This is a genomic window from Ruminococcus difficilis, assembly GCF_016680995.1.
The window spans coordinates 90,665-109,142 of record NZ_JAEQMG010000048.1 but is presented as its reverse complement, the minus strand read 5'-3'; the positions used below and the strand labels follow the sequence as shown (position 1 = coordinate 109,142).

The 18,478-nt window shown below is 51.7% G+C and carries 15 protein-coding genes and 1 tRNA gene; 13 read left to right on the top strand and 3 right to left on the bottom strand.

Annotated features, from left to right (window positions below; all coding sequences use genetic code 11):
- Positions 1-24 precede the first annotated feature (24 nt).
- Genes JKK62_RS05230 through JKK62_RS05205 form a run of 6 tightly spaced genes read left to right on the top strand, consistent with a single transcriptional unit; the run spans position 25 to position 5,619 of the window.
- A complete protein-coding gene (locus JKK62_RS05230) occupies positions 25-1,410 on the top strand; it encodes an MATE family efflux transporter (RefSeq protein WP_186832945.1) in 1,386 nt (461 codons plus the stop codon).
- A gap of 50 nt (positions 1,411-1,460) precedes the next feature.
- On the top strand, positions 1,461-1,829 hold the full coding sequence (locus tag JKK62_RS05225; RefSeq protein ID WP_186832946.1) for a hypothetical protein: 369 nt from the start codon (positions 1,461-1,463) through the stop codon (positions 1,827-1,829).
- Positions 1,804-2,376 carry a site-2 protease family protein gene (locus JKK62_RS05220; protein ID WP_186832947.1) on the top strand — a complete coding sequence of 191 codons (573 nt, stop codon included), beginning with the start codon at positions 1,804-1,806 and terminating at the stop codon, positions 2,374-2,376. Before JKK62_RS05225 ends, JKK62_RS05220 begins: the two co-directional genes overlap by 26 nt.
- A gap of 46 nt (positions 2,377-2,422) precedes the next feature.
- Positions 2,423-4,282: a TIGR03960 family B12-binding radical SAM protein gene (locus tag JKK62_RS05215; protein ID WP_186832948.1), complete on the top strand. Its 1,860-nt coding sequence runs from the start codon at positions 2,423-2,425 to the stop codon at positions 4,280-4,282.
- Entirely contained in the window at positions 4,269-4,934 is a 666-nt protein-coding gene (locus JKK62_RS05210) for a TIGR03936 family radical SAM-associated protein (RefSeq protein WP_186832949.1), read from the top strand. The genes JKK62_RS05215 and JKK62_RS05210 overlap by 14 nt, the downstream gene beginning before the upstream one ends.
- Positions 4,927-5,619, top strand: coding sequence for a YjjG family noncanonical pyrimidine nucleotidase (locus JKK62_RS05205; RefSeq protein ID WP_186832950.1), 693 nt, complete (start codon positions 4,927-4,929; stop codon positions 5,617-5,619). Before JKK62_RS05210 ends, JKK62_RS05205 begins: the two co-directional genes overlap by 8 nt.
- A 65-nt stretch (positions 5,620-5,684) precedes the next feature.
- Here JKK62_RS05205 and JKK62_RS05200 read toward each other — a convergent pair whose 3' ends face one another.
- Entirely contained in the window at positions 5,685-8,714 is a 3,030-nt protein-coding gene (locus tag JKK62_RS05200; RefSeq protein ID WP_186832951.1) for an HAD-IC family P-type ATPase, read from the bottom strand.
- Positions 8,715-9,254: 540 nt separating this feature from the next.
- Here JKK62_RS05200 and JKK62_RS05195 point away from each other — a divergent pair.
- Both JKK62_RS05195 and JKK62_RS05190 read left to right on the top strand, forming a co-directional pair.
- Positions 9,255-10,496 carry an AI-2E family transporter gene (locus JKK62_RS05195; protein WP_186832952.1) on the top strand — a complete coding sequence of 414 codons (1,242 nt, stop codon included), beginning with the start codon at positions 9,255-9,257 and terminating at the stop codon, positions 10,494-10,496.
- Positions 10,497-10,544: 48 nt separating this feature from the next.
- Positions 10,545-11,000 (top strand): DUF5684 domain-containing protein, encoded by a 456-nt coding sequence (locus JKK62_RS05190; RefSeq protein WP_186832953.1) that lies wholly within the window; start codon positions 10,545-10,547, stop codon positions 10,998-11,000.
- Positions 11,001-11,219: 219 nt separating this feature from the next.
- On the opposite strand, the gene JKK62_RS05185 is transcribed toward JKK62_RS05190, so the two are convergent.
- Positions 11,220-13,316, bottom strand: a complete 2,097-nt coding sequence (locus JKK62_RS05185; protein ID WP_186832954.1) for a ubiquitin-like protein — start codon at positions 13,314-13,316, stop codon at positions 11,220-11,222.
- Positions 13,317-13,493: 177 nt separating this feature from the next.
- Between JKK62_RS05185 and JKK62_RS05180 the strand changes: the two genes are divergently transcribed.
- The 4 genes from JKK62_RS05180 (at position 13,494) to JKK62_RS05165 (ending at position 16,494) form a co-directional block, all read left to right on the top strand.
- Positions 13,494-14,318 carry a LytTR family DNA-binding domain-containing protein gene (locus tag JKK62_RS05180; protein ID WP_186832955.1) on the top strand — a complete coding sequence of 275 codons (825 nt, stop codon included), beginning with the start codon at positions 13,494-13,496 and terminating at the stop codon, positions 14,316-14,318.
- Between the two features lie 62 nt (positions 14,319-14,380).
- The gene (locus tag JKK62_RS05175) at positions 14,381-14,701 is read left to right on the top strand and encodes a TfoX/Sxy family protein (RefSeq protein ID WP_186832956.1); all 321 of its coding nucleotides are present in this window, start codon (positions 14,381-14,383) and stop codon (positions 14,699-14,701) included.
- Positions 14,702-14,731: 30 nt separating this feature from the next.
- Entirely contained in the window at positions 14,732-15,247 is a 516-nt protein-coding gene (locus JKK62_RS05170; RefSeq protein ID WP_186832957.1) for a nitroreductase family protein, read from the top strand.
- A 68-nt stretch (positions 15,248-15,315) separates the two neighbouring features.
- The gene (locus JKK62_RS05165; RefSeq protein WP_186832958.1) at positions 15,316-16,494 is read left to right on the top strand and encodes an iron-containing alcohol dehydrogenase; all 1,179 of its coding nucleotides are present in this window, start codon (positions 15,316-15,318) and stop codon (positions 16,492-16,494) included.
- A gap of 269 nt (positions 16,495-16,763) precedes the next feature.
- Here the strand turns inward: JKK62_RS05165 and JKK62_RS05160 are convergent.
- Positions 16,764-16,853: transfer RNA gene (locus JKK62_RS05160), tRNA-Ser, on the bottom strand.
- 200 nt (positions 16,854-17,053) lie between these two features.
- On the opposite strand from JKK62_RS05160, the gene JKK62_RS05155 reads away from it, so the two are divergent.
- On the top strand, positions 17,054-18,235 hold the full coding sequence (locus JKK62_RS05155; RefSeq protein ID WP_201427116.1) for a leucine-rich repeat domain-containing protein: 1,182 nt from the start codon (positions 17,054-17,056) through the stop codon (positions 18,233-18,235).
- Positions 18,236-18,478: the final 243 nt, after the last annotated feature.

The window sequence follows — 18,478 nt, the reverse complement described above, 5'->3', positions numbered from 1 at the left end:
GTTTTTCGGAAGGAAGGATAAATCGTGAGTGAGCTATCTCAGAATAAAATGGGCGTAAAGCCGATGCTCCCGCTGTTGATGGGAATGTCGCTGCCCGCTATGCTGTCGATGATGATACAGGCGCTGTACAATGTGGTCGACAGTATCTTTGTCGCGCGCTATTCGCCCGACGCACTGCAGGCGGTATCGCTGGCATATCCGCTGCAGATAATCCTGATCTCGTTCGCCGTCGGTACGGCAGTGGGTGTAAACTCCCTGATCGCGCGCCGACTGGGCGCAAAGAATTATGAAGAAGCGAATAACGCCGCGACCACGGGTCTGGTGCTGGCGGTCATCGACTGGCTGGTATTTTTGGTGCTCGGACTGACGGTGTCCCGACCGTTCATTTCGCTCTTTACCTCCAACGCCGAAGTCATCAAGGACGGCGCGGGCTATCTGACCGTTGTGCTGTGCGTTTCGTTCGGCATGATGATCTCCTGCATGGGTGAGAAGATCCTGCAGTCGACCGGCAACATGATCATCCCGATGATCACCCAGATGCTCGGCGCGATTGTGAACATCATCTTTGATCCCTTACTGATCTTCGGTATCGGCTTCTTCCCGCGGCTGGGCGTACTCGGCGCGGCGATCGCTACCGTATTCGGTCAGATCTGTTCCATGATATTTATCATGGTCATCCTCTTTGTCAGAAAGCATGACGTCAAGATCCGCTTCAAGGGCTTCCGTATGCAGAAGATGACCCTGAAAAATATATATGCTGTCAGCTTCCCCGCGATCGTCATGCAGAGCATCAGCTCGGTGATGATCTCGGGCATCAACGCGATCATCTCGATGGCGGATCTGACGGTGGAATATGCCGCGGCGTATATCAGTGCGTTCGGAATTTACTTCAAGCTCCAGAGCTTTATCTTTATGCCGGTATTCGGTCTGAGCCAGGGCGTGTCGCCGATCATCGGCTACAACTACGGCGCCCGCAACAAAAAACGTATGTATCAGGCGTTTCGTTTAGGCGTCATCATCGCCGGCGCTGTCATGGCGGCGGGAACCCTTTTGTTCCAGCTCGCGCCCGAGTGGCTGCTCTCGCTCTTTGAGTCAGAGGAAAATGTCGCCGCTAACGCGCTGCTCGCCGAAGTCGGCGTGCCGATGCTGCGCATTATCAGTATCTCGTTCATCATGGCGGCGGTCGGCATCATGTTTTCGACGCTGTTCCAGGCAGTCGGCAAGGGCTTTTACAGCATGACGATGTCCGTACTGCGTCAGCTGGTCGTACTGCTGCCCGCGGCATATATCCTCTCAAAAATCAACATGACTGCGACATGGTTTTCGTTCCCGATCGCTGAGGTTGTTTGCTTGATCATCGGTATCATCTTCTTTGTGATCCTCAGGAAAAAGGAGTTCAGCAAGCTGTAATACTTCGTTCTCTTCCCTCATATATTTATCGTATCATGAGGGGTGAAGATATGAGCGAATTTAAGCGTAACGAAATCATTTACGAAGAGGGCTGGCGGGAAGCCTCACCTCCCGCTGTGGAAGAAACACCGCTCGATGAAGCGTCTGTGCGAGATGAACGACCGCGGGAGGAAAATGAGAAAAGCAGACCGCTTTTGATCACGATCCAACTCGTACTCAGCCTGCTGGCGGCGCTGGTGTTGTTCCTGCTCAAGGCGATGGACAGCGAGGGGTATTACAGCTTCATGGATTATTATCGCGAGGAGCTGCAAAAGCCCGTGGTTTCTGAGGAGATCTTCCGTTCCGCGGACGCGTTGTTTGAGCAGGATCCCGTGACGGTTCAGGCGACCCCCGATGAAACTGCGCATAGCGAATCTTGACCTATATATCGGCTATGAAGCGATCGCGGCGATGACCGCCGTATTGCTTCTCGACCGTGACAACCGCGTGATCTTCTGCATTCTCGCCGCGATCCTGCACGAGCTGGGGCATCTGCTCATGATGTTGTTGTGCGGCGTCCGTGTGCGCGCGATCAGACTGCGGCTTTTTGATGTGCTCATTCAGTCGGATGAAGCGCCTACGTTCAAGGCGGATGTGCTGATCACCCTCGGCGGCGTAGCGGTGAACTTTCTGTTCGCATTGCTGCTGTACCCCGTCGGTATGAAATACGCCTTGCCGCATTTTGCGCTCGGCGTCTTTAATCTGTTGCCCGTTATGAGTCTGGACGGCGGACATCTGCTCGCGATCATTCTGGATAAACGGTTCTCGCCGCGCACTGTCGCGATCACGCTGAAGGTGACGACCTTTGTCTTTTTACTGCCGCTGATGACGGCGGGACTGTATGTGTTATTGAACAGCGGCTATAATTATTCGCTGTTGATCATATCGATCTATCTGATCGTTTTATTGTTTTTGAAGAATAGGTAGTTGCCGGTCATACATTATGTTGATCGGCAGATAAAAGGAGAAGCCTATGATCCCTGAAAAAGTCGAAAAACTGCTCCTGAAGGTGCAAAAACCCGGCCGCTATGTGGGCGGTGAGCTCGGAGCTGTCATCAAGGACAAGCAGGATGTGGATGTGCGGTTCGCGTTCTGTTTTCCCGATATCTATGAGATCGGCATGTCGCACCTCGGCATCAAGATCCTCTATAGTCTTTTCAACGAAAAGCCGTATATCTGGTGTGAGAGAGTCTTCGCACCGTGGATGGATATGGAAGAGCAGATGCGCGCGCACGATATCCCGCTGTACGCGCTTGAGTCGGGCGATCCGTTGACGGAGTTCGACTTCATCGGCTTTACCCTGCAATACGAATTGAGCTACAGCAACATTCTGAACATGCTCGACCTCGGCGGGATCCCGCTGCTCTCCAAGGACAGGCATGATCTCAAGCATATCGTCGTCGCGGGCGGTCCCTGCGCCTGCAACCCCGAGCCGATCACCGACTTCATCGATATCTTCTTCCTCGGCGATGGGGAAGAGGTCGACCTCGAAGTGATGGAGCTGTACAGAACTTGCAAAAAAGAGGGCAAAAGCAGAGAGGAATTCCTGCGCCTTGCCGCTCAGATCAAGGGCGTCTATGTTCCCTCATTATACGATGTATCCTATCACGACGACGGTACCATCTCCGCTGTCACGCCGCGTGATGACGCGCCTGCGGTGATCGAAAAGCGTGTGATGATGGATATGGACAACTGCTACTATCCCGACAATTTCGTTGTGCCGAATATCGAGATCGTCCATGACCGCGCCGTAGAGGAGATCTTCCGCGGCTGTATCCGCGGATGCCGCTTCTGTCAGGCGGGCTTTCTCTATCGCCCCGTGCGCGAAAAGTCGGTGGAGTGTATCAGCAAGCAATGCCATGCGCTGTGCCGCAACACCGGCTATGACGAGGTGTCTTTGTCCTCGCTGAGCTCGAGCGACTACACACAGGTCGTGCCGATGCTCCGTGAGCTGAATTCATGGGCAAAGCCCGAGCATGTCAGTTTATCCCTGCCGTCACTGCGCGTGGACGGCTTCTCCGACGATATCCTCAACGAGATCAAAACGGTACGCAAGAGCGGTCTGACCTTCGCGCCCGAGGCAGGCAGTCAGCGCCTGCGTGACGCGATCAACAAAAACGTCTTTGAGGACGAGCTGATGAACACCTGCCGTGTCGCTTTTGAGGGCGGGTATACGACCGTTAAGCTCTATTTTATGATCGGACTGCCGACCGAAACGCCGGATGACGTCGCGGATATCGCCAATCTCGGCAAGAAGGTGCTGGATACCTACTACAGCACCCCGAATCGCCCCAAGGGAAAAGCCCCCCGCGTTACCCTGTCCGCGTCCTCCTTTGTCCCCAAGCCCTTTACTCCCTTCCAGTGGGAGCCGCAGGATACGATGGATGTCCTGCGAGAAAAGCAGCAGCATATCAAGAAGTCGATCGTCGACAACAAAATCTCGCTGAGCAAGATGACCTATAATTATCACGATTCCGATACATCTTGTTTAGAAGCGGTGTTCGCGCGCGGTGATCGCCGTTTGAATCAGGTGATGTGTGAAGCGCACAAGCGCGGGATCCGTTTTGACGGATGGAGCGATTGCTTCTCACTGCAAAACTGGCTGGAGGTATTCGAAGCCTGCGGTATCGACCCCGCGTTCTATGCCAACCGCCGCCGTTCGTTTGACGAGATCCTGCCGTGGGATCACCTCGACTACGGCGTGACCAAGGAGTTTTTGCGCCGCGAGTGTGAGCGCGCGTATCGCTCTGAGGCGTCGCCCAACTGCCGTGAAAAATGCCTCGGCTGCGGATCGAAAAAGTACGGAGGAGGCGTGTGTTATGAAAAACGTTAGGGTCTTCTACCGCAAGTTCGGACCGTGTAAATATATCTCCCATCTCGATACCAACCGCGTGATGATCCGCGCCATCGGCAAAAGCCGTCTGAATATCTGGCGCACCGAGGGCTTCAATCAGCACGCCTATATCACCTTTGCGCTCCCGTTGTCGCTCGGATTCGCCTCCGAATGTGAGAGTATGGATTTTCGTGTGTTGGATGATAACGAGGATCTGTCCGCGATCCCCGACAGGCTCAATGCCTGCCTGCCCGACGGCATCCGTGTACTGCGCTGTGCCGAGTCGGTGCATAAGCCCGCGGATATCGATTCCTCCCTCTATACGGTGAATCTCGAGCCGATGAATGAAAATGATATTTCTAATAAGGAATTATCCGAGAAGCTGAACGCTTTCCTCGCTTCCCCCGAGATCATCGTGGAAAAGAAAACCAAAAAGGGCATGAAGAACATCGACCTCAAGCCCTATATCCTCTCGTTTGAACCCCGCGAGGGGGATCGGGTCAGCTTTGATTTAAAGCTCCCCGCGGGTTCTACGCTCAACATCAACCCCAATCTGCTGATAGGCGCCTTTGCCGATCATCTCGGTATTGAGCTGTATGCCGATATCACCCGCGCCTCGATCTACACCAAAGGGGGAGAGGAATTTGCCTAAACGCTTTGATATCGTCCTCCTCGACGCGGATGAAACGGTCTATGACTTCAAGCTGGCGGAAAAAACCGCCGTCAGCCTGACGCTCGAGCAGTTCGGTGTGACGCCCACGGATGAAGTGGTGAGCCGCTACAGCACGATCAACCTGAGCTGTTGGAAGGCGCTTGAACGCGGTGAGCTGAGTCGCGAGGACTTAAAGCCGACCCGCTTTCAGATGCTCTTTGAACAGCTCGGCGCAAAGCCTGTTGATTTCAACGCGGTGAACGCCGCCTATGAGAACAACCTCTCTCATCAGGCGTTCCTGCTCGACGGCGCGTTGGAGTTCGTCAAAAAGCTCCATGAGCATTGCAAAATCTATCTCGCGACCAACGGCTTGACGATCCCCCAGACAGGGCGGTTCAACCGCGCCGCGGTCAAGCCCTATGTCGACGGCATCTATATCTCGGAGCAGATCGGTCACAGCAAGCCCGACAAAGCGTATTTTGACTACATCTTCCGTGACCTTGGTATCACGGACAAAGGCCGTGTGATCATGCTCGGCGACAGCCTGACCTCCGATATGCTCGGCGGCAGGAATGCAGGGCTTACGACCTGTCATTATCTGAACGGAGAAGCGCCCTCCCACAGTCCGTTGTGCGATTACGAGATCGCGACCTACGACGAATTCTTCGATATCTTGTTTTCTTAAAAATGTAACCCCCGCCGTTTCCGGCGGGGGTGATTTGCTTATTGGGTCATCATATCGGTGATAACCTATGTGTTTTGCTGTTGACTTGTCGCCAAGGTCGGCTTATTGTCTGTTGAGATGATGTTCAGGAAGATCAGTGAACATCCGATAAAGTAGGCGAGTACCACGGCGCTTGCAACGGCGCTGTCGATGATCATCAGCGCGCTTTGGGTCACTTCTTCGCTTTCGACAGCGGTCATCGGCGCCATCGCCAAGCTGATCAGCACCATACCGGCGATAAAGGTGATCGTCGTCAGCCGCTTTGTCGGATTCGTCCACATGCGGTAGCCGAGCGCGCCGACAACGGTGTAGACGACGGCATAGAAGATGTTGAAGTACACTGCCGTGTTGCCGTCGCCGAGCAGATTCTCGGTCTGGAACGAGCCTGTGTTGGTAAGCACCTCAACGATAGAGAGTAATGCGTGCAGGATCAGGACAAGACCCGACGCGAGGATCAGGCGTTTGCCGAAGACGTAGGAGCGGTTCAGACCGCGATCGGGATCGCTTTCGTCAAGCTTGCTTTCCAGCGTGAAGCGAATGATGATGAACAGCGGGATCGCGACGTACAGGAACATTCTCAGGACGATGTAGTTGTTCATATCACCGACCAAGCCTCTGACGATCGGCGAGTTCATCGGGCGGAACATTTCCTGTACAAGCTGGCTGTCAAAAATGGTCTGACCTGCCGCTTTATCAAAGGCGAGCATATCCGCGCCGATCGTGGAGCCGCCGATATAAGCGGACGGCAGGAGCAATCCCAGTGTAGCCGCTACGGCGACCACGCATGTCAATGCGATCGCGCGGTATTTGTTGAACGGGATACACATGGAGAAGACCACGATGATGCCCGCGATGGACAGCAGGACCGTCATCATCGGACGGACGTTGACGTCGGTGATGACCGGGGCGTATCCGAGTGCCTTCGGCACCGCGTTCAACAGGATCGGCAGGAGCACGGCGATCGCGCCGAGCGCGCCCGCGCAGATGGCTTGACTGACGATTTTCTTGAGGAAGGAACCGCTGACCGGTGTGCGGCGGGGTTCCAGTGAGAGCAGGAAACCGCCCGTGCCGATGACGGCAGCTTCCAGCATATACATGTTTTCGATCGAGAACCACATCTGACCCTTCGAGAAGGGGATCAGCGCGAACGCCAGAATGAAGACCGCGATCGATTTCATCAAATACAGAACGGAAGTCTTTTGGGTGTTGCCGATGACGCGTCTGCCCTCGCCGACGACTTCTTTCAGATGACTGAAATCGTTGTCGAGCAGGATGACGTCGGAGCAGGATTTTGCCGCTTCGGACGCTTTGGCAAAGGTGATGGACGAATCCGAGCGTCTGAGCGCGAGGATGTCGTTGACGCCGTCGCCGGTCATCGCGACCTTATGCTTGTTTGCCTGCAGCGCCTTGACAAGCGCTTCTTTCTGTTCGGGAGATACGCGGGCAAATACCGTGTATTCCTCGGCGACAGAGGGGATATCCTCGAGCGGTACACCCGCAAGGGAGATGTATTTGTCAGCGTTCACGATGCCGCATTTTTGAGCGATCATGCTGACGGTCAAGGGGTTATCACCCGAGATGACCTTGACGGTAACGCCGTTTTCACGGAAGAATTTGAGCGTATCCGCCGCGGTCTCACGGATGTGGTCTTCGATGGAGATGAAGGCGATCAGCGCGCCGTCGAGGGTGACGGCAATGACGCGGTTGCCTTCTTTGGCGCGTTCGGTGACATATACAAGGCGGTCGTCATCCTCGGGCAACAGATATTCGGGGGCGCCCATCAGCAGCTTTTTACCGTCGCCGTAGACGATGCCGGAGTATTTGTTGGCACTGGAGAAGGGGATCATCTCACGGATGTCGGCGGATTCATCGGCGCCGAAGTATTGGAACACCGCTTCACTCGTCGCGTTTCTTTCATCGGTCGCGCCCATCAGCACGCGGATGTGCTTTTCGGCGCTGTCATCGAACTTCTTCAACTCGCTGACGGACATTGTGCCGTCTGTGAGGGTACCGGTCTTGTCCAGACAGATCACGTCGACGCGGGAGAGATTCTCGAGCGAATACAGCTCCTGTACCAGCGTTTTCTTTTTTGTCAGTCCCGCGATGGATACCATCAGCGCGACAGAGGTGGTCAGCACCAGTCCGGACGGGATCATACCGACGCCGAACATACCGTCCGTCAAGACGATCAGCGACCAGGTGACAGGGTCGTTCAGTGATAATGTCAGACCGTTCCAGATCGACGGATCACTGCCGGTAGCGCTGATCTTGATCGCAAGGGTGACGGTGGATACGATGATCGCCACACACAGACACATGGTCAGCACCTTGATGATCTTCATGATCGAGCTCATCAGCTCGGATTTATGACCGGAGGTGTTCTTGACCTTTCTGGTCAGCTCGGCGGCATAGGTGTCGTCACCGATCTTTTCGGCGCGGCATCTCGCGGAGCCTACGATGATGGAAGAGCCGGAGAGGATGGTATCGCCGGCGGTCTTTTTGATATGATCCGATTCACCCGTCAGCATGGATTCATCCACATCGACCTCACCGCTCAACACGATCAGGTCGGCGGTCGCCTGTTCACCTGCCGAGAGTGCGACGATATCGTCCAGCACGATCTCGGAGGCGTCGATCGACTCGGTCTTGCCGTCACGCACGACCTTGCTCTTGGTGCTGGTGACGATCCGGAGCTTTTGGATGGTCTTCATGCTCTGGAACTCTTGGAACGAGCCCATCGCGACGTTCATGATCGCGGGGATCAGAAAGACAAATTTCGAGAAGCCGAAATAGGCGTTGACGATGTCAGAGCGGCCGATCGCGTTTAAGTAGATGATAAATCCGATAAAGATGGACGCGATCGTAAACAGCACGATATTGAAGAAGGTAAACAGGTTGTTCGCGAGGATCTGCAGGATTGTTTTTTGGTTGGGATCCTCCGTGGTATTGGTATAACCCTTTTTAACTCTTTCTTCAACCTCCTTCGACGTCAGACCCGCGTCATATGCTGCCTGTACGCGGTCGATAGGTGGTTTGTCTTTATTGCTTTTTTTCATAAACCTACTCCTTGGTTTTGTGTTTGTAGATTACTTCTGTCTATTACGGTTTATCGTTTCGATCGTGAGAAGCAATCCGACTCACCCTATATTCTATCATATCTGTTTTTAAATAGCAAGAATTCAAAAATATATTCTTGTAGAATCTCAGCAATTCGACGACCGCTTGTTTTTGATAAAAAAGCACGTAAAACAGCCGATTTAGTATTGATTTTTTGTAATAAATATGGTACGTTTATTTAGGATGAAGAGAGTTGAACCCCAATTGGTTTATAGCGGTAGATTTCCGCCTGATCTTCGTCAAAATCCTTGTGAATACGCCAGTATTCACTCCGGCTTTTCCTCGACCAGACAAAAATCTACTCGCTATAAACTGCTTCGCACCGAGAATGAGATCATTTTTCGTGGATTTCTCGGTGCAGAGGAGGAGTAACCCTGACGGGTTGCGATCGACGATAAGCCGATAAAGACTGAAAATGACTCATTATCGGCTATTGAGTTCGACTCCCTTCATCCTAAGCAACTCAAGGAGATGTTCCAATGAAAAGATTTGATAAGCTTGTACATAACAGAAAACTGATCTACGCGCTCGCCGCTCTGGTTGCGGGGATTCTGTGTGCTGTGGTCATCTTTTTCATCGTTTTCGCGAACATCGATTCGATCTCCGGCTTTTTTGAAGGGGTGACCAGGGTGCTGGCGCCGGTCATCATCGGTTTGATCCTGGCTTACATCATCGACCCCGTCGCCAAGTTCTTTGAAACAAAGGTTTTCGCTAAAATGAAAAAAGAGGGTCTGCGCCGCACCTTATCCGCGGTGATCGCGCTGGTATTGGTGCTGACGCTCATCACCGTCTTTATCGGCACGCTGATTCCTAACCTGATCAGCAGTATCTCTATGCTGATCGACAACGCCGATACCTACTATGCCACCATCGAAAAAGCAGTCGATTATGTCAATTCTCTCGGCTTCGGTCTGCATATCGATCTGTCCGCGATCGAGGCGTCTGTCAGGAATTGGCTCGGTGATTTTGTCAACAACCTGTCCAACAATCTTTCGTCTATCCTCAACACCACCAAGGATATCGGCACCGTGCTTCTCAATATCGTTATCGGCGTTATCCTCGCGGTGTATATTCTGTTCAGCAAGAAATATCTGCTCAACGGTCTGCAAAGACTGCGCAAGGCGATCCTCACACCCAAGCGCTACGAAAGCAACACGCGCTTTTGGAACCGCTGCCATGATATTTTCACCCAGTATATCGGCTGTAATATCATCGACGCGATGATCGTGGGCGGCTCCAACGCGATCTTTATGCTGATCCTCGGTATGCCGTATGTACCGCTGGTATCGTTTGTCGTCGGTGTCGCGAACCTGATCCCGACCTTCGGCCCGATCATCGGCGGAGCGATCGGCGCGCTGGTGCTCGTATTGGTCAAGCCGTCCTACGCGCTGTGGTTCCTGATCTTCACGATCGGCATCCAGATCTTGGACGCCTATGTGATCAAGCCCCGCTTGTTCTCCAGCTCCATCGGTCTGGCTCCGGTGTGGACGTTGATCGCGATCACGGTCGGCGGCAACCTGTTCGGCATTATCGGCATCCTGTTGGCGATCCCGGTGGCGGCGATCCTGACCTTCATCTATGATGAACGCTTTGTGCCGTGGCTGCAAAAGAAGAGCCAAGCGCGCGCGGCAAGGGCAAAGGGAGCCGCGGAGCAACCCGATGATATCGGTGAGGAGGCTGTACAGCAGGAGACTCAGATAGTCGACGATACAGAGGAATAATCAAATAATACAGGGTGAGCATAAAGAGTTCCGATGGTGCGGCGCCCTATGAAGAGGTTGAATGTGGACGAGAATAGTTTAGCAGTATGGGCGGTCATCCTGATCGTCGCGGTTATCATCTGGTTTGTACTGGAAGTGATCGCGGAATGGGGGATCTTTCAAAAAGCGGGGGAGAAGGGATGGAAAGCCCTGATCCCTGTATATGATGTTTATGTATCGCATAAAATCGTCGGAATGAGCCACATCTGGTTCATTCTGGAGGTCATCGCATGGGTGATCGAATCCGTGTTCTTAGGGCTTACGGCGATACCGGAGTGGATCGATATCGCGTTCGGTATCCCTGTGGCGATCATCACCGTGACGTCCGCCGTGATCCACGCCGTCAAGCTGTGCGATTGCTTCGGAAAGGGATTCGCCTTCAAGGTGGGCGTCATTCTTCTACCGAGCGTTTTTTCGATGATCATAGCTTTCGGCAAAGCAGAATACAGAAAACCAAAAGCATAAAAGCGATGCTTTATCGTTATGGCAGGATCGGGTGACAATCATCCTCCAACGGGCATCCGGAATGTTCCGCTGACGTCAATTACTCTTTGAATAAGGAAGGAGCCGACGATATCAATCGAAAGATCGATTTTCTTCGGCTCTGTTCACGTGCATGATCGACGCACGCATAAAAACACGTGGATACGCAGTTGTTTTTCCTGCGTATCCACGTTGTTTTTATCATATTGCTTTTCCGATAGGGTAGGGGATCGGTCTTCCGGCGAGCCAACGCTGGATCCATGTTGCGTCAATGATCGAGATAATATTGTCGTTGTCCACATCAGCGGCAGAAACGTTGAAGGTGTCCGGGATCCTTTTATCTGTCAAGTATCGCTGGATATAGGTCGTGTCGATGATTGTTACCTCGCCGTCGCCGTCAAAGTCACCGAGAACAACGGGAGCGGCCTGAGTGAATAGCGATACGCTCAGCGACATCCGTCCGTAGGCTTCCTTCACCGTCGCGCCGTTTGCGGTCACGATAGTGTTGTCATCCATCCAGTAGCCGAAATCGGGATCGAGCAGACAATCGACATAGTAGGTTCCGTCTTCCTCAAAAGCGCCTTCAAAAATCTTGTATTCATCGTTGTCCGTTGTGTACCACTGAGAATACTGATAGTCGGGATCGGTGTAGATCGAATAATGCGCGCCCTCTTCGACAGTCAATACGGGAGCGGGGGTCTGAATGCCGTCCGTTACGCAAACGGTTGTTCCGATGGCAGGCTGTTTGAGCGTCAGGGCGACCTCCTTTAGCTTGGTGAAGAAGCAGGCGTAGACGGTCATATCTGAGGTAACTGTCGTATTGAGCAGAGCGCCTGCGTCGTTGCTGAACGCCTCCGCATCGGCAAATTCAGTGAGGGGTTTTGTCGCGAGATCACGGAAGATATAGTCCTCGGTCTCCATCGCTTCAAGCGTCTCAAACACACCGGCATTATCCAGAGCGTCAAAGAACCTCGCTCCGCGCAGTACCTCTACGGAAAGATCCTCACCGTACTCTCCGCAGTCGATTGTGACGGTACAGTAGATTGATGCGATCCTCACCTCGGTAGCGCCGGAGCCGTCTTCGTTGACGATAGCCGGGCCGTTGTACCATGTTCCGATATAGCCGCCCTCCGGAGCAACGATCTCCACGTCGTCAGAGAGGGCGATCGCTCCTGAATAGGAAGCTACGGCGATGTTGCTGCAAGTTACATCAACCGATGTTTTGGTTCCGCTGATACTGATGCCTTCATCCCCCATAGCGTACAAACCTATGTCTTTTCCTTCGCTGAATGTGATCCTGCCGTCGGTGACAGAGATAGCATCAGCGACGATTCCCCGCGTATAGTTTTCCACAGTCATCATACCGCCGGTCATCGAAAAGCTGTCGCAGTAAATACCGTCGGCATAATAGGAGTTGTCCGAACCTACCACAACGCTGCCATGTCCAAGATGATTGCCGTTTGCCGTATAGTATCCGTTGATCGTCAAGCTGCCGCCGTTGACCGTCATCGCGCCGCAGTTGATGGTCTCTTCATAATCGACCAAGTCAAAATGACGCCAATTCATTTCGATATTCAGCGCGCCGCTTTCAACGGTCACAGACTTTGCATATGCGTGGATCGACTGCTCAAAGCCTTCGAGTGAAAGACTGCCGCTGCCGTCAAAGCAAAGCGCGCCCGTGGCATAGATACCTAAGTCACGCGTGTAATCCGCATCTAAGGAAATGGGATCTTCCTGATAGTTAAAGTAGTTTAAGTGATTCTCTCCTGTGAATTTGATCGTGAGAGACTCCAATTCTGAATAGAGGATCGAATTCCTATACTCTCCTCTGATCCGCGTAACATTGTCGAGTGTCAGAACACAGGTCTCGGGATCAAAGCTTGCCTTACCGCCGGTTACAGAGGGAATGTCTCCGCAATTTTCCCGGGTGACCTGTGTATCCCCGAGCCAAAGACCGAACTCGCCGCGGATGCGCAGTACAAGGTGCAAGGTGCTCTCCTTTTGGATATTGTAGTCGGCGAGCGTTCTTCCGTCCTCGAGCTGCTTACCGGCAAAGATGAGTCTCTGCTGATCGGGTGGGATCCCCTCTTTTTCCTGTATCTTACTCTTGATGTTCTCGATCGTGTCATTGGACTCGACCTCAAGTGTGACTGCTTTTCCGGTCAGAGTACGGACAAATATTTGCATCCCGGTCGGAGCGAGCTCGATGTTAGCCGCGGTTGCGCTCACAGAAAGAGTGCCAAACAGCACGCATACGGAAAAAAGCGCGGCAAATACTCTCATGGTGATCTTCTTCATGTTCAATCCTCCTTGCGATCCGTTTAGTGCGGTATTTTTATTATGATATCATTGTACTATATCGCACTTTCTATCGTCAACAGTTTTCCGAAAATGACTTGTTTTTTTACAAAAAGCACTTGTCGCACTATGGCTTTTTTGATATAATGACAGCAATAACCAATCGGGAGTATGAGGATGAACCAACAGCATATCGCCGATCTCTCGGCGGAATTGATCATGAAATACTATGATAACCACTATATGCCGTTTTTGAACGCGATGGACGACGACGCTTTGTGGTACGGTCCCGCGGAAGGACAGTTCCTGCACGGCAGGGAGAACATGATCGAAGCATGGAGATCCGAGGAACACGCGCTGTCCTTCTCCTTGGGTAACATCGAGGTCATGCACACAAGCGCTCATTCGTCGTTCTGCGATGTGATGCTGAGTTATCACATCACGACGCATTATCCGGATCATCACGATATCACCCTGTATCAGCGCGTACTCCTGACATGGTGCGAACGAATGGTTACGGATGAGGCGGGGAATAGGGAAAAGGCGTCGAGGATTTTGCTCTGTCATATCTCAAATCCCCATTCAAAGCATGAGGAGGACACGATCTATCCGAAAAACTTCCATCAGATCTATTACAGCAACGCGTCATTCAGGCAAAACGGCGATCGCATCCACTTCCACGGACTTGACCGTTCCGATTACTTTATCCTTTCCGATACCGTTGTGTATATCGAAGCGGCTCACGAGAGCAGACACAGCATCCTGCATACTGTCGACACAGAAGCGATCGAGGTGCTGACAAGTATTTCCACTCTTGAAAAGAGATACGGTCATCTGTTCCTCAGATGTCACCAAAGCTATCTGGTCAATCCGATCCATATCCAAAATATCCGGCGTTTCAAGCTGACGTTGTCGAACGGTATTGAACTGCCGATCCCGGAGAAAAAATATACCGCGTTTCGTGACAGGGCGGTTCAGCGGTTTTCGAATAAAACCCTGTAGACAATATCCGTATTATCTGTTATCATGACAAAGATAATACGGGATTAGTGGAGGTAATTACAGTGAATGATTTTAATGAATATGTACGTGAGTGTTTCTCCGCAGTCGGTGAGATTGTCATAAAACCTATGATGGGCGGATATCTTGTGTACTTTAACGGTAAGCTGATAGGTGATATCGGAGCTAATGAACTGTTTTTAAAGAGAACGCCGACGTCGGACAGACTTCTTGCCGATTCGGAACTGCGTTATCCTTACGAAGGTTCAAAGACGCTGATGCACGTTTTTGACAGATTTGAGGACGCGGAACTGATCGCGGAATTACTGGAAGGCATGTATGCGGAACTGCCCGAAAGGAAAGCAAAAAAAGCCAAACGACACTGAATCATTCTAATTGATTGGAAGGAGACTTTAATGGAATTCGGTAAAGTAATCAAAGAGCGGTATTCCGTTCGCAAATACAAACCCGATATGATAAAGGACGATGAGCTGAACCGTGTTCTTGAGGCGGGTATGCTTGCGCCGACAGGCTGTAATTATCAGCCGCAGAGGATCTATGTTCTCAAAAGTGACGAGGCGATCGCGAAGATTCGTTCTCTCACACGCTGTGCCTTTGACGCGCCAGTTGTATTGCTGATCGCTCTCGATGAAACCGCAGACCGGAAAAGTCCGCTGGAGGAAGGATGTCGAGCCGGCATCCAGGACGTCAGTATCGCTGCCGATCACATGATGCTCGCCGCATGGGATATCGGTATCGGTTCGTGCTGGGTCAATTATTTCAAGCCGAGTGAAGTGAAAGCGGCATTTGCTCTGCCAGAGAACGAGACGGCTGTTTTGCTGATGACGCTTGGTTATCCTGCCGATGATGCAAAGCCCATGAAGCTCCACTGTGAGAGCAGAGATATGACGGAAATCGTCAGGATATTGTAAGAATAAACTTGTGCCCCAAAAGCCGTAAGAGAATGATGATGGAATCAATAAGAACGGAGATAATGATCATGGATAATTTTACATTTCACGCACCGACAGAGATGATCTTCGGACGAGGCATTGAAGATCAGATCGGACGGACAACTCAAAAATACGGTACCAAAGCGCTGCTTGTATTCGGAAAAGGAAGCGTCGTCAGAAGCGGACTGCTGTCAAGACTGGAGCAGTCCCTGACAGGCTCCGGTATTGCTTATGAGGAATTCGGCGGCGCACAGCCTAATCCGACCTTAGCGCACGCGGAAGAGGGCGTTAAGAAAGCGCTTGACTGCGGTGCGGATATCATCATAGGAATCGGCGGCGGCAGTGCGATCGATACCGCGAAAGCGATCGCGCACGGCGCGGCAAACCCCGGGAAATCCCTTTGGGAGCTGTGGACAAAGAAGATTCCCTTGGATCGATCCCTGCCTGTGGGAGCCGTATTGACGATTCCGGCGGCAGGCAGTGAGATGAGCGATTCCGCCGTGCTGACCAATACTGCGATCGGGAAAAAGGCGGGTATCAATACACCGTTCAATCGATGTCGGTTTGCGATCGTTAACCCGGAGTGGGGCGCTTCACTTCCGGCTTATCAGGTCGCCGTCGGTGTGACGGATATCATGATGCACACGATGGAGCGATATTTTATCCCGGATAACCGGTGTGACCTGACCGATGAGATCGCCGAAGGTCTGCTGCGCACGGTTATTAAAAACGGCGCCGTTGCTGTTAAGGATCCTGCGAATTATGACGCGATGGCAGAGGTGTTCTGGGCGTCGAGCTTGTCACATAATAACCTGACCGAGTGCGGCAGAGGCAAAGACTTCTCCGTTCACAAGCTCGGTCATGCGTTATCAGCCCGTTACGGCGTGACTCACGGCGCGTCTCTGTCAGCGGTATGGGGCGCTTGGGCGAATGAGCTGTATCTTGACTGTATTCCTCGTTTTGCTCAGTTCGCAAGACGAGTTTGGGGTGTGGATTCAGAAGATGATAAGAATGCCGCGAGAGAGGGCATTGACCGTACTGTCGACTTCTTCCGTTCTATCGGAATGCCTGTTTCGCTTGCAGAGCTGAACGTCGGGATCCGCGAAACCGATCTAAAGGGATTATCTCTCGACGCGACACAGAATGACACGCTGCGCCTGTCCCGAATCCGTCCGCTGGATGCGGCGGCTGTCGAAGCGATCTATCAACGTGCGCTGTGCGGTTAAATCAAAAAAGAGATACCTGTTCGGGTATCTCTTTTTGATATGGCGTAGAGTGAGTATGTTATATATAAAGGTAAAAGGCATATCGCATGATAACATCCGATAGGGAAAAGGGCTGATCTGCGCTCTCGTAAAAAATGATTCCCCGAATCATTTTTACCTTCGGTTCTTCGCGCGGCTCGAACCTCGGCACACTCGCCTTCAAATCCCTCACTCTACGCTGTAAGGTAAAATAATAAAAGGACACCCTTAATGGGCGTCCCTTTATTATATGGCGTAGAGTGAGGGATTTGAACCCTCGGTACCTGAAAAGGTACACAGCATTTCCAGTGCTGCTCCTTCGGCCACTCGGACAACTCTACGTGTGGTCAAATGATAATCGGCCGCGGCCGGATTTTCAATTGCTCAACTATTATATACAATTCTTCTCAAAAAATCAAGTCTTTTTTCAAAAATGTTTATCTTTCTGTTTTTACATAGTTGCATAAATCTATGCAACTTCTTTCTGTATCTCGGCATAGGTGGAGGGGTATACCTATTAATAACAGAAAGGAATGATAGTTTGAGTATAGCGAGTGAGATATCGCGGATCAATCAAAATATCGCCGCGGCATATACGGCTTGTTCCGAAAAAGGCGCTGTGATGCCCATCGCTGAAAACAGTGATCATCTGGCGGATACGATCAACAGTATTCAGCAGGGCGGCAATGTGGAGGTTCTGTCCAAGTATGTTGACTTTATCGATACAGATGGTACGATCCTATACAGCTATACGGAAGCAGAGGTGCAGGAGCTGACCGAGCTGCCGCCCTTGCCCGAAAGGCAGGGGTATACCTATCAGGAGTGGAACTGGAGCTTAGCCGATATCAAGGCGTACGGATTCCCTCTTACGGTCGGCGCAGTTCGTATTCCGACAGATGGTAAAACACACATCACGATCGATTTGCTCTATGGCGGCAGTATGGTTGCGTGGTTAGGCGTTTCGATTATGGCGGGGCAGCAAATCACTGTTGAGTGGGGAGACGGTACAACAGAGGATCTGACGACGAATCGTGTGACTCATAGATACGCGTCCGCGGGACAATACGAGATCCTCATCGATTCAAATCAACGATTCTTACTTAATCCCTTTTCGCAAAACCGATATATGCCGTACTTCATTACTAAGGCAGATATCGGACTGCACTGTGATTGTAATACATCGACGTTCTATAATTGCGCGAACCTTGAGGAAATATCGATACCGATGAATGAATCGCTGAGTGCCGCAACGTTTGATAATTGCAATTCATTAAAAAGCATCACAATACCGTCAACGAGCGCTTCTGTTCCGTCTTTCAAAACATGCAGAAGTTTAAAGACGGTTTCCCTTCCGAAAAACGATATCGCTTTTGCGATTAGTACTTTTGAATCCTGTCAATCGATAAAAAGATTTTCTTTTCCCAAAAACCAGACCGTGATATACCGAGGGTTGATGAAGGGTTGCGCGTCGCTGCAAAGCTTATTTATCCCGGAAAGTGTCAGCGAAATACAAGACTCTGCTTTTTATAATTGCAGAGCCGTCAATTCGATCGATTTATCGGCGTTGACCTCTGTGCCGACCCTCGAAAGCACTTCCGCGATCCCGACCGATGCAGTTCTTCTGGTGCGAAACGCGGAGATGCTGGCGGCTTTTCAGTCGGCTGCTGACTGGAGCAGCTTTGCCGCACGTATGCAGATAGGCGGTAAGTATGCCGAAACGTGAGCTTTATCAAACGCGTGAGGTGTTTGGAATAAGTCGCTCATGATCATTGTTGAATGAGAATACACAGAAGCCCGATTTTGACCGTTGTGTTGAAATCGGGCCTTTCTTTGTGCCGCCGCGTTCTCAACAGATAAACAGAGCGCAACACCCGCATGGATCGCCGCATCAAAAGCCTGTGCGGTAAGAGCTTTTTGGAGATGACGTTCGGTTCTCGCCGGGTGGAGATGAATCGACGGTCTCGGA

Bases quoted from the DNA above. Each gene is read 5' to 3' on its own strand.
- JKK62_RS05170 (WP_186832957.1), top strand. From the start codon at position 14,732: ATGGAATTCGGTAAAGTAATCAAAGAGCGGTATTCCGTTCGCAAATAC.
- JKK62_RS05215 (WP_186832948.1), top strand. From the start codon at position 2,423: ATGATCCCTGAAAAAGTCGAAAAACTGCTCCTGAAGGTGCAAAAACCC.
- JKK62_RS05220 (WP_186832947.1), top strand. From the start codon at position 1,804: ATGAAACTGCGCATAGCGAATCTTGACCTATATATCGGCTATGAAGCG.
- JKK62_RS05200 (WP_186832951.1), bottom strand. From the start codon at position 8,714: ATGAAAAAAAGCAATAAAGACAAACCACCTATCGACCGCGTACAGGCA.
- JKK62_RS05210 (WP_186832949.1), top strand. From the start codon at position 4,269: ATGAAAAACGTTAGGGTCTTCTACCGCAAGTTCGGACCGTGTAAATAT.
- JKK62_RS05195 (WP_186832952.1), top strand. From the start codon at position 9,255: ATGAAAAGATTTGATAAGCTTGTACATAACAGAAAACTGATCTACGCG.
- JKK62_RS05180 (WP_186832955.1), top strand. From the start codon at position 13,494: ATGAACCAACAGCATATCGCCGATCTCTCGGCGGAATTGATCATGAAA.
- JKK62_RS05225 (WP_186832946.1), top strand. From the start codon at position 1,461: ATGAGCGAATTTAAGCGTAACGAAATCATTTACGAAGAGGGCTGGCGG.
- JKK62_RS05165 (WP_186832958.1), top strand. From the start codon at position 15,316: ATGGATAATTTTACATTTCACGCACCGACAGAGATGATCTTCGGACGA.
- JKK62_RS05185 (WP_186832954.1), bottom strand. From the start codon at position 13,316: ATGAAGAAGATCACCATGAGAGTATTTGCCGCGCTTTTTTCCGTATGC.
- JKK62_RS05190 (WP_186832953.1), top strand. From the start codon at position 10,545: ATGAAGAGGTTGAATGTGGACGAGAATAGTTTAGCAGTATGGGCGGTC.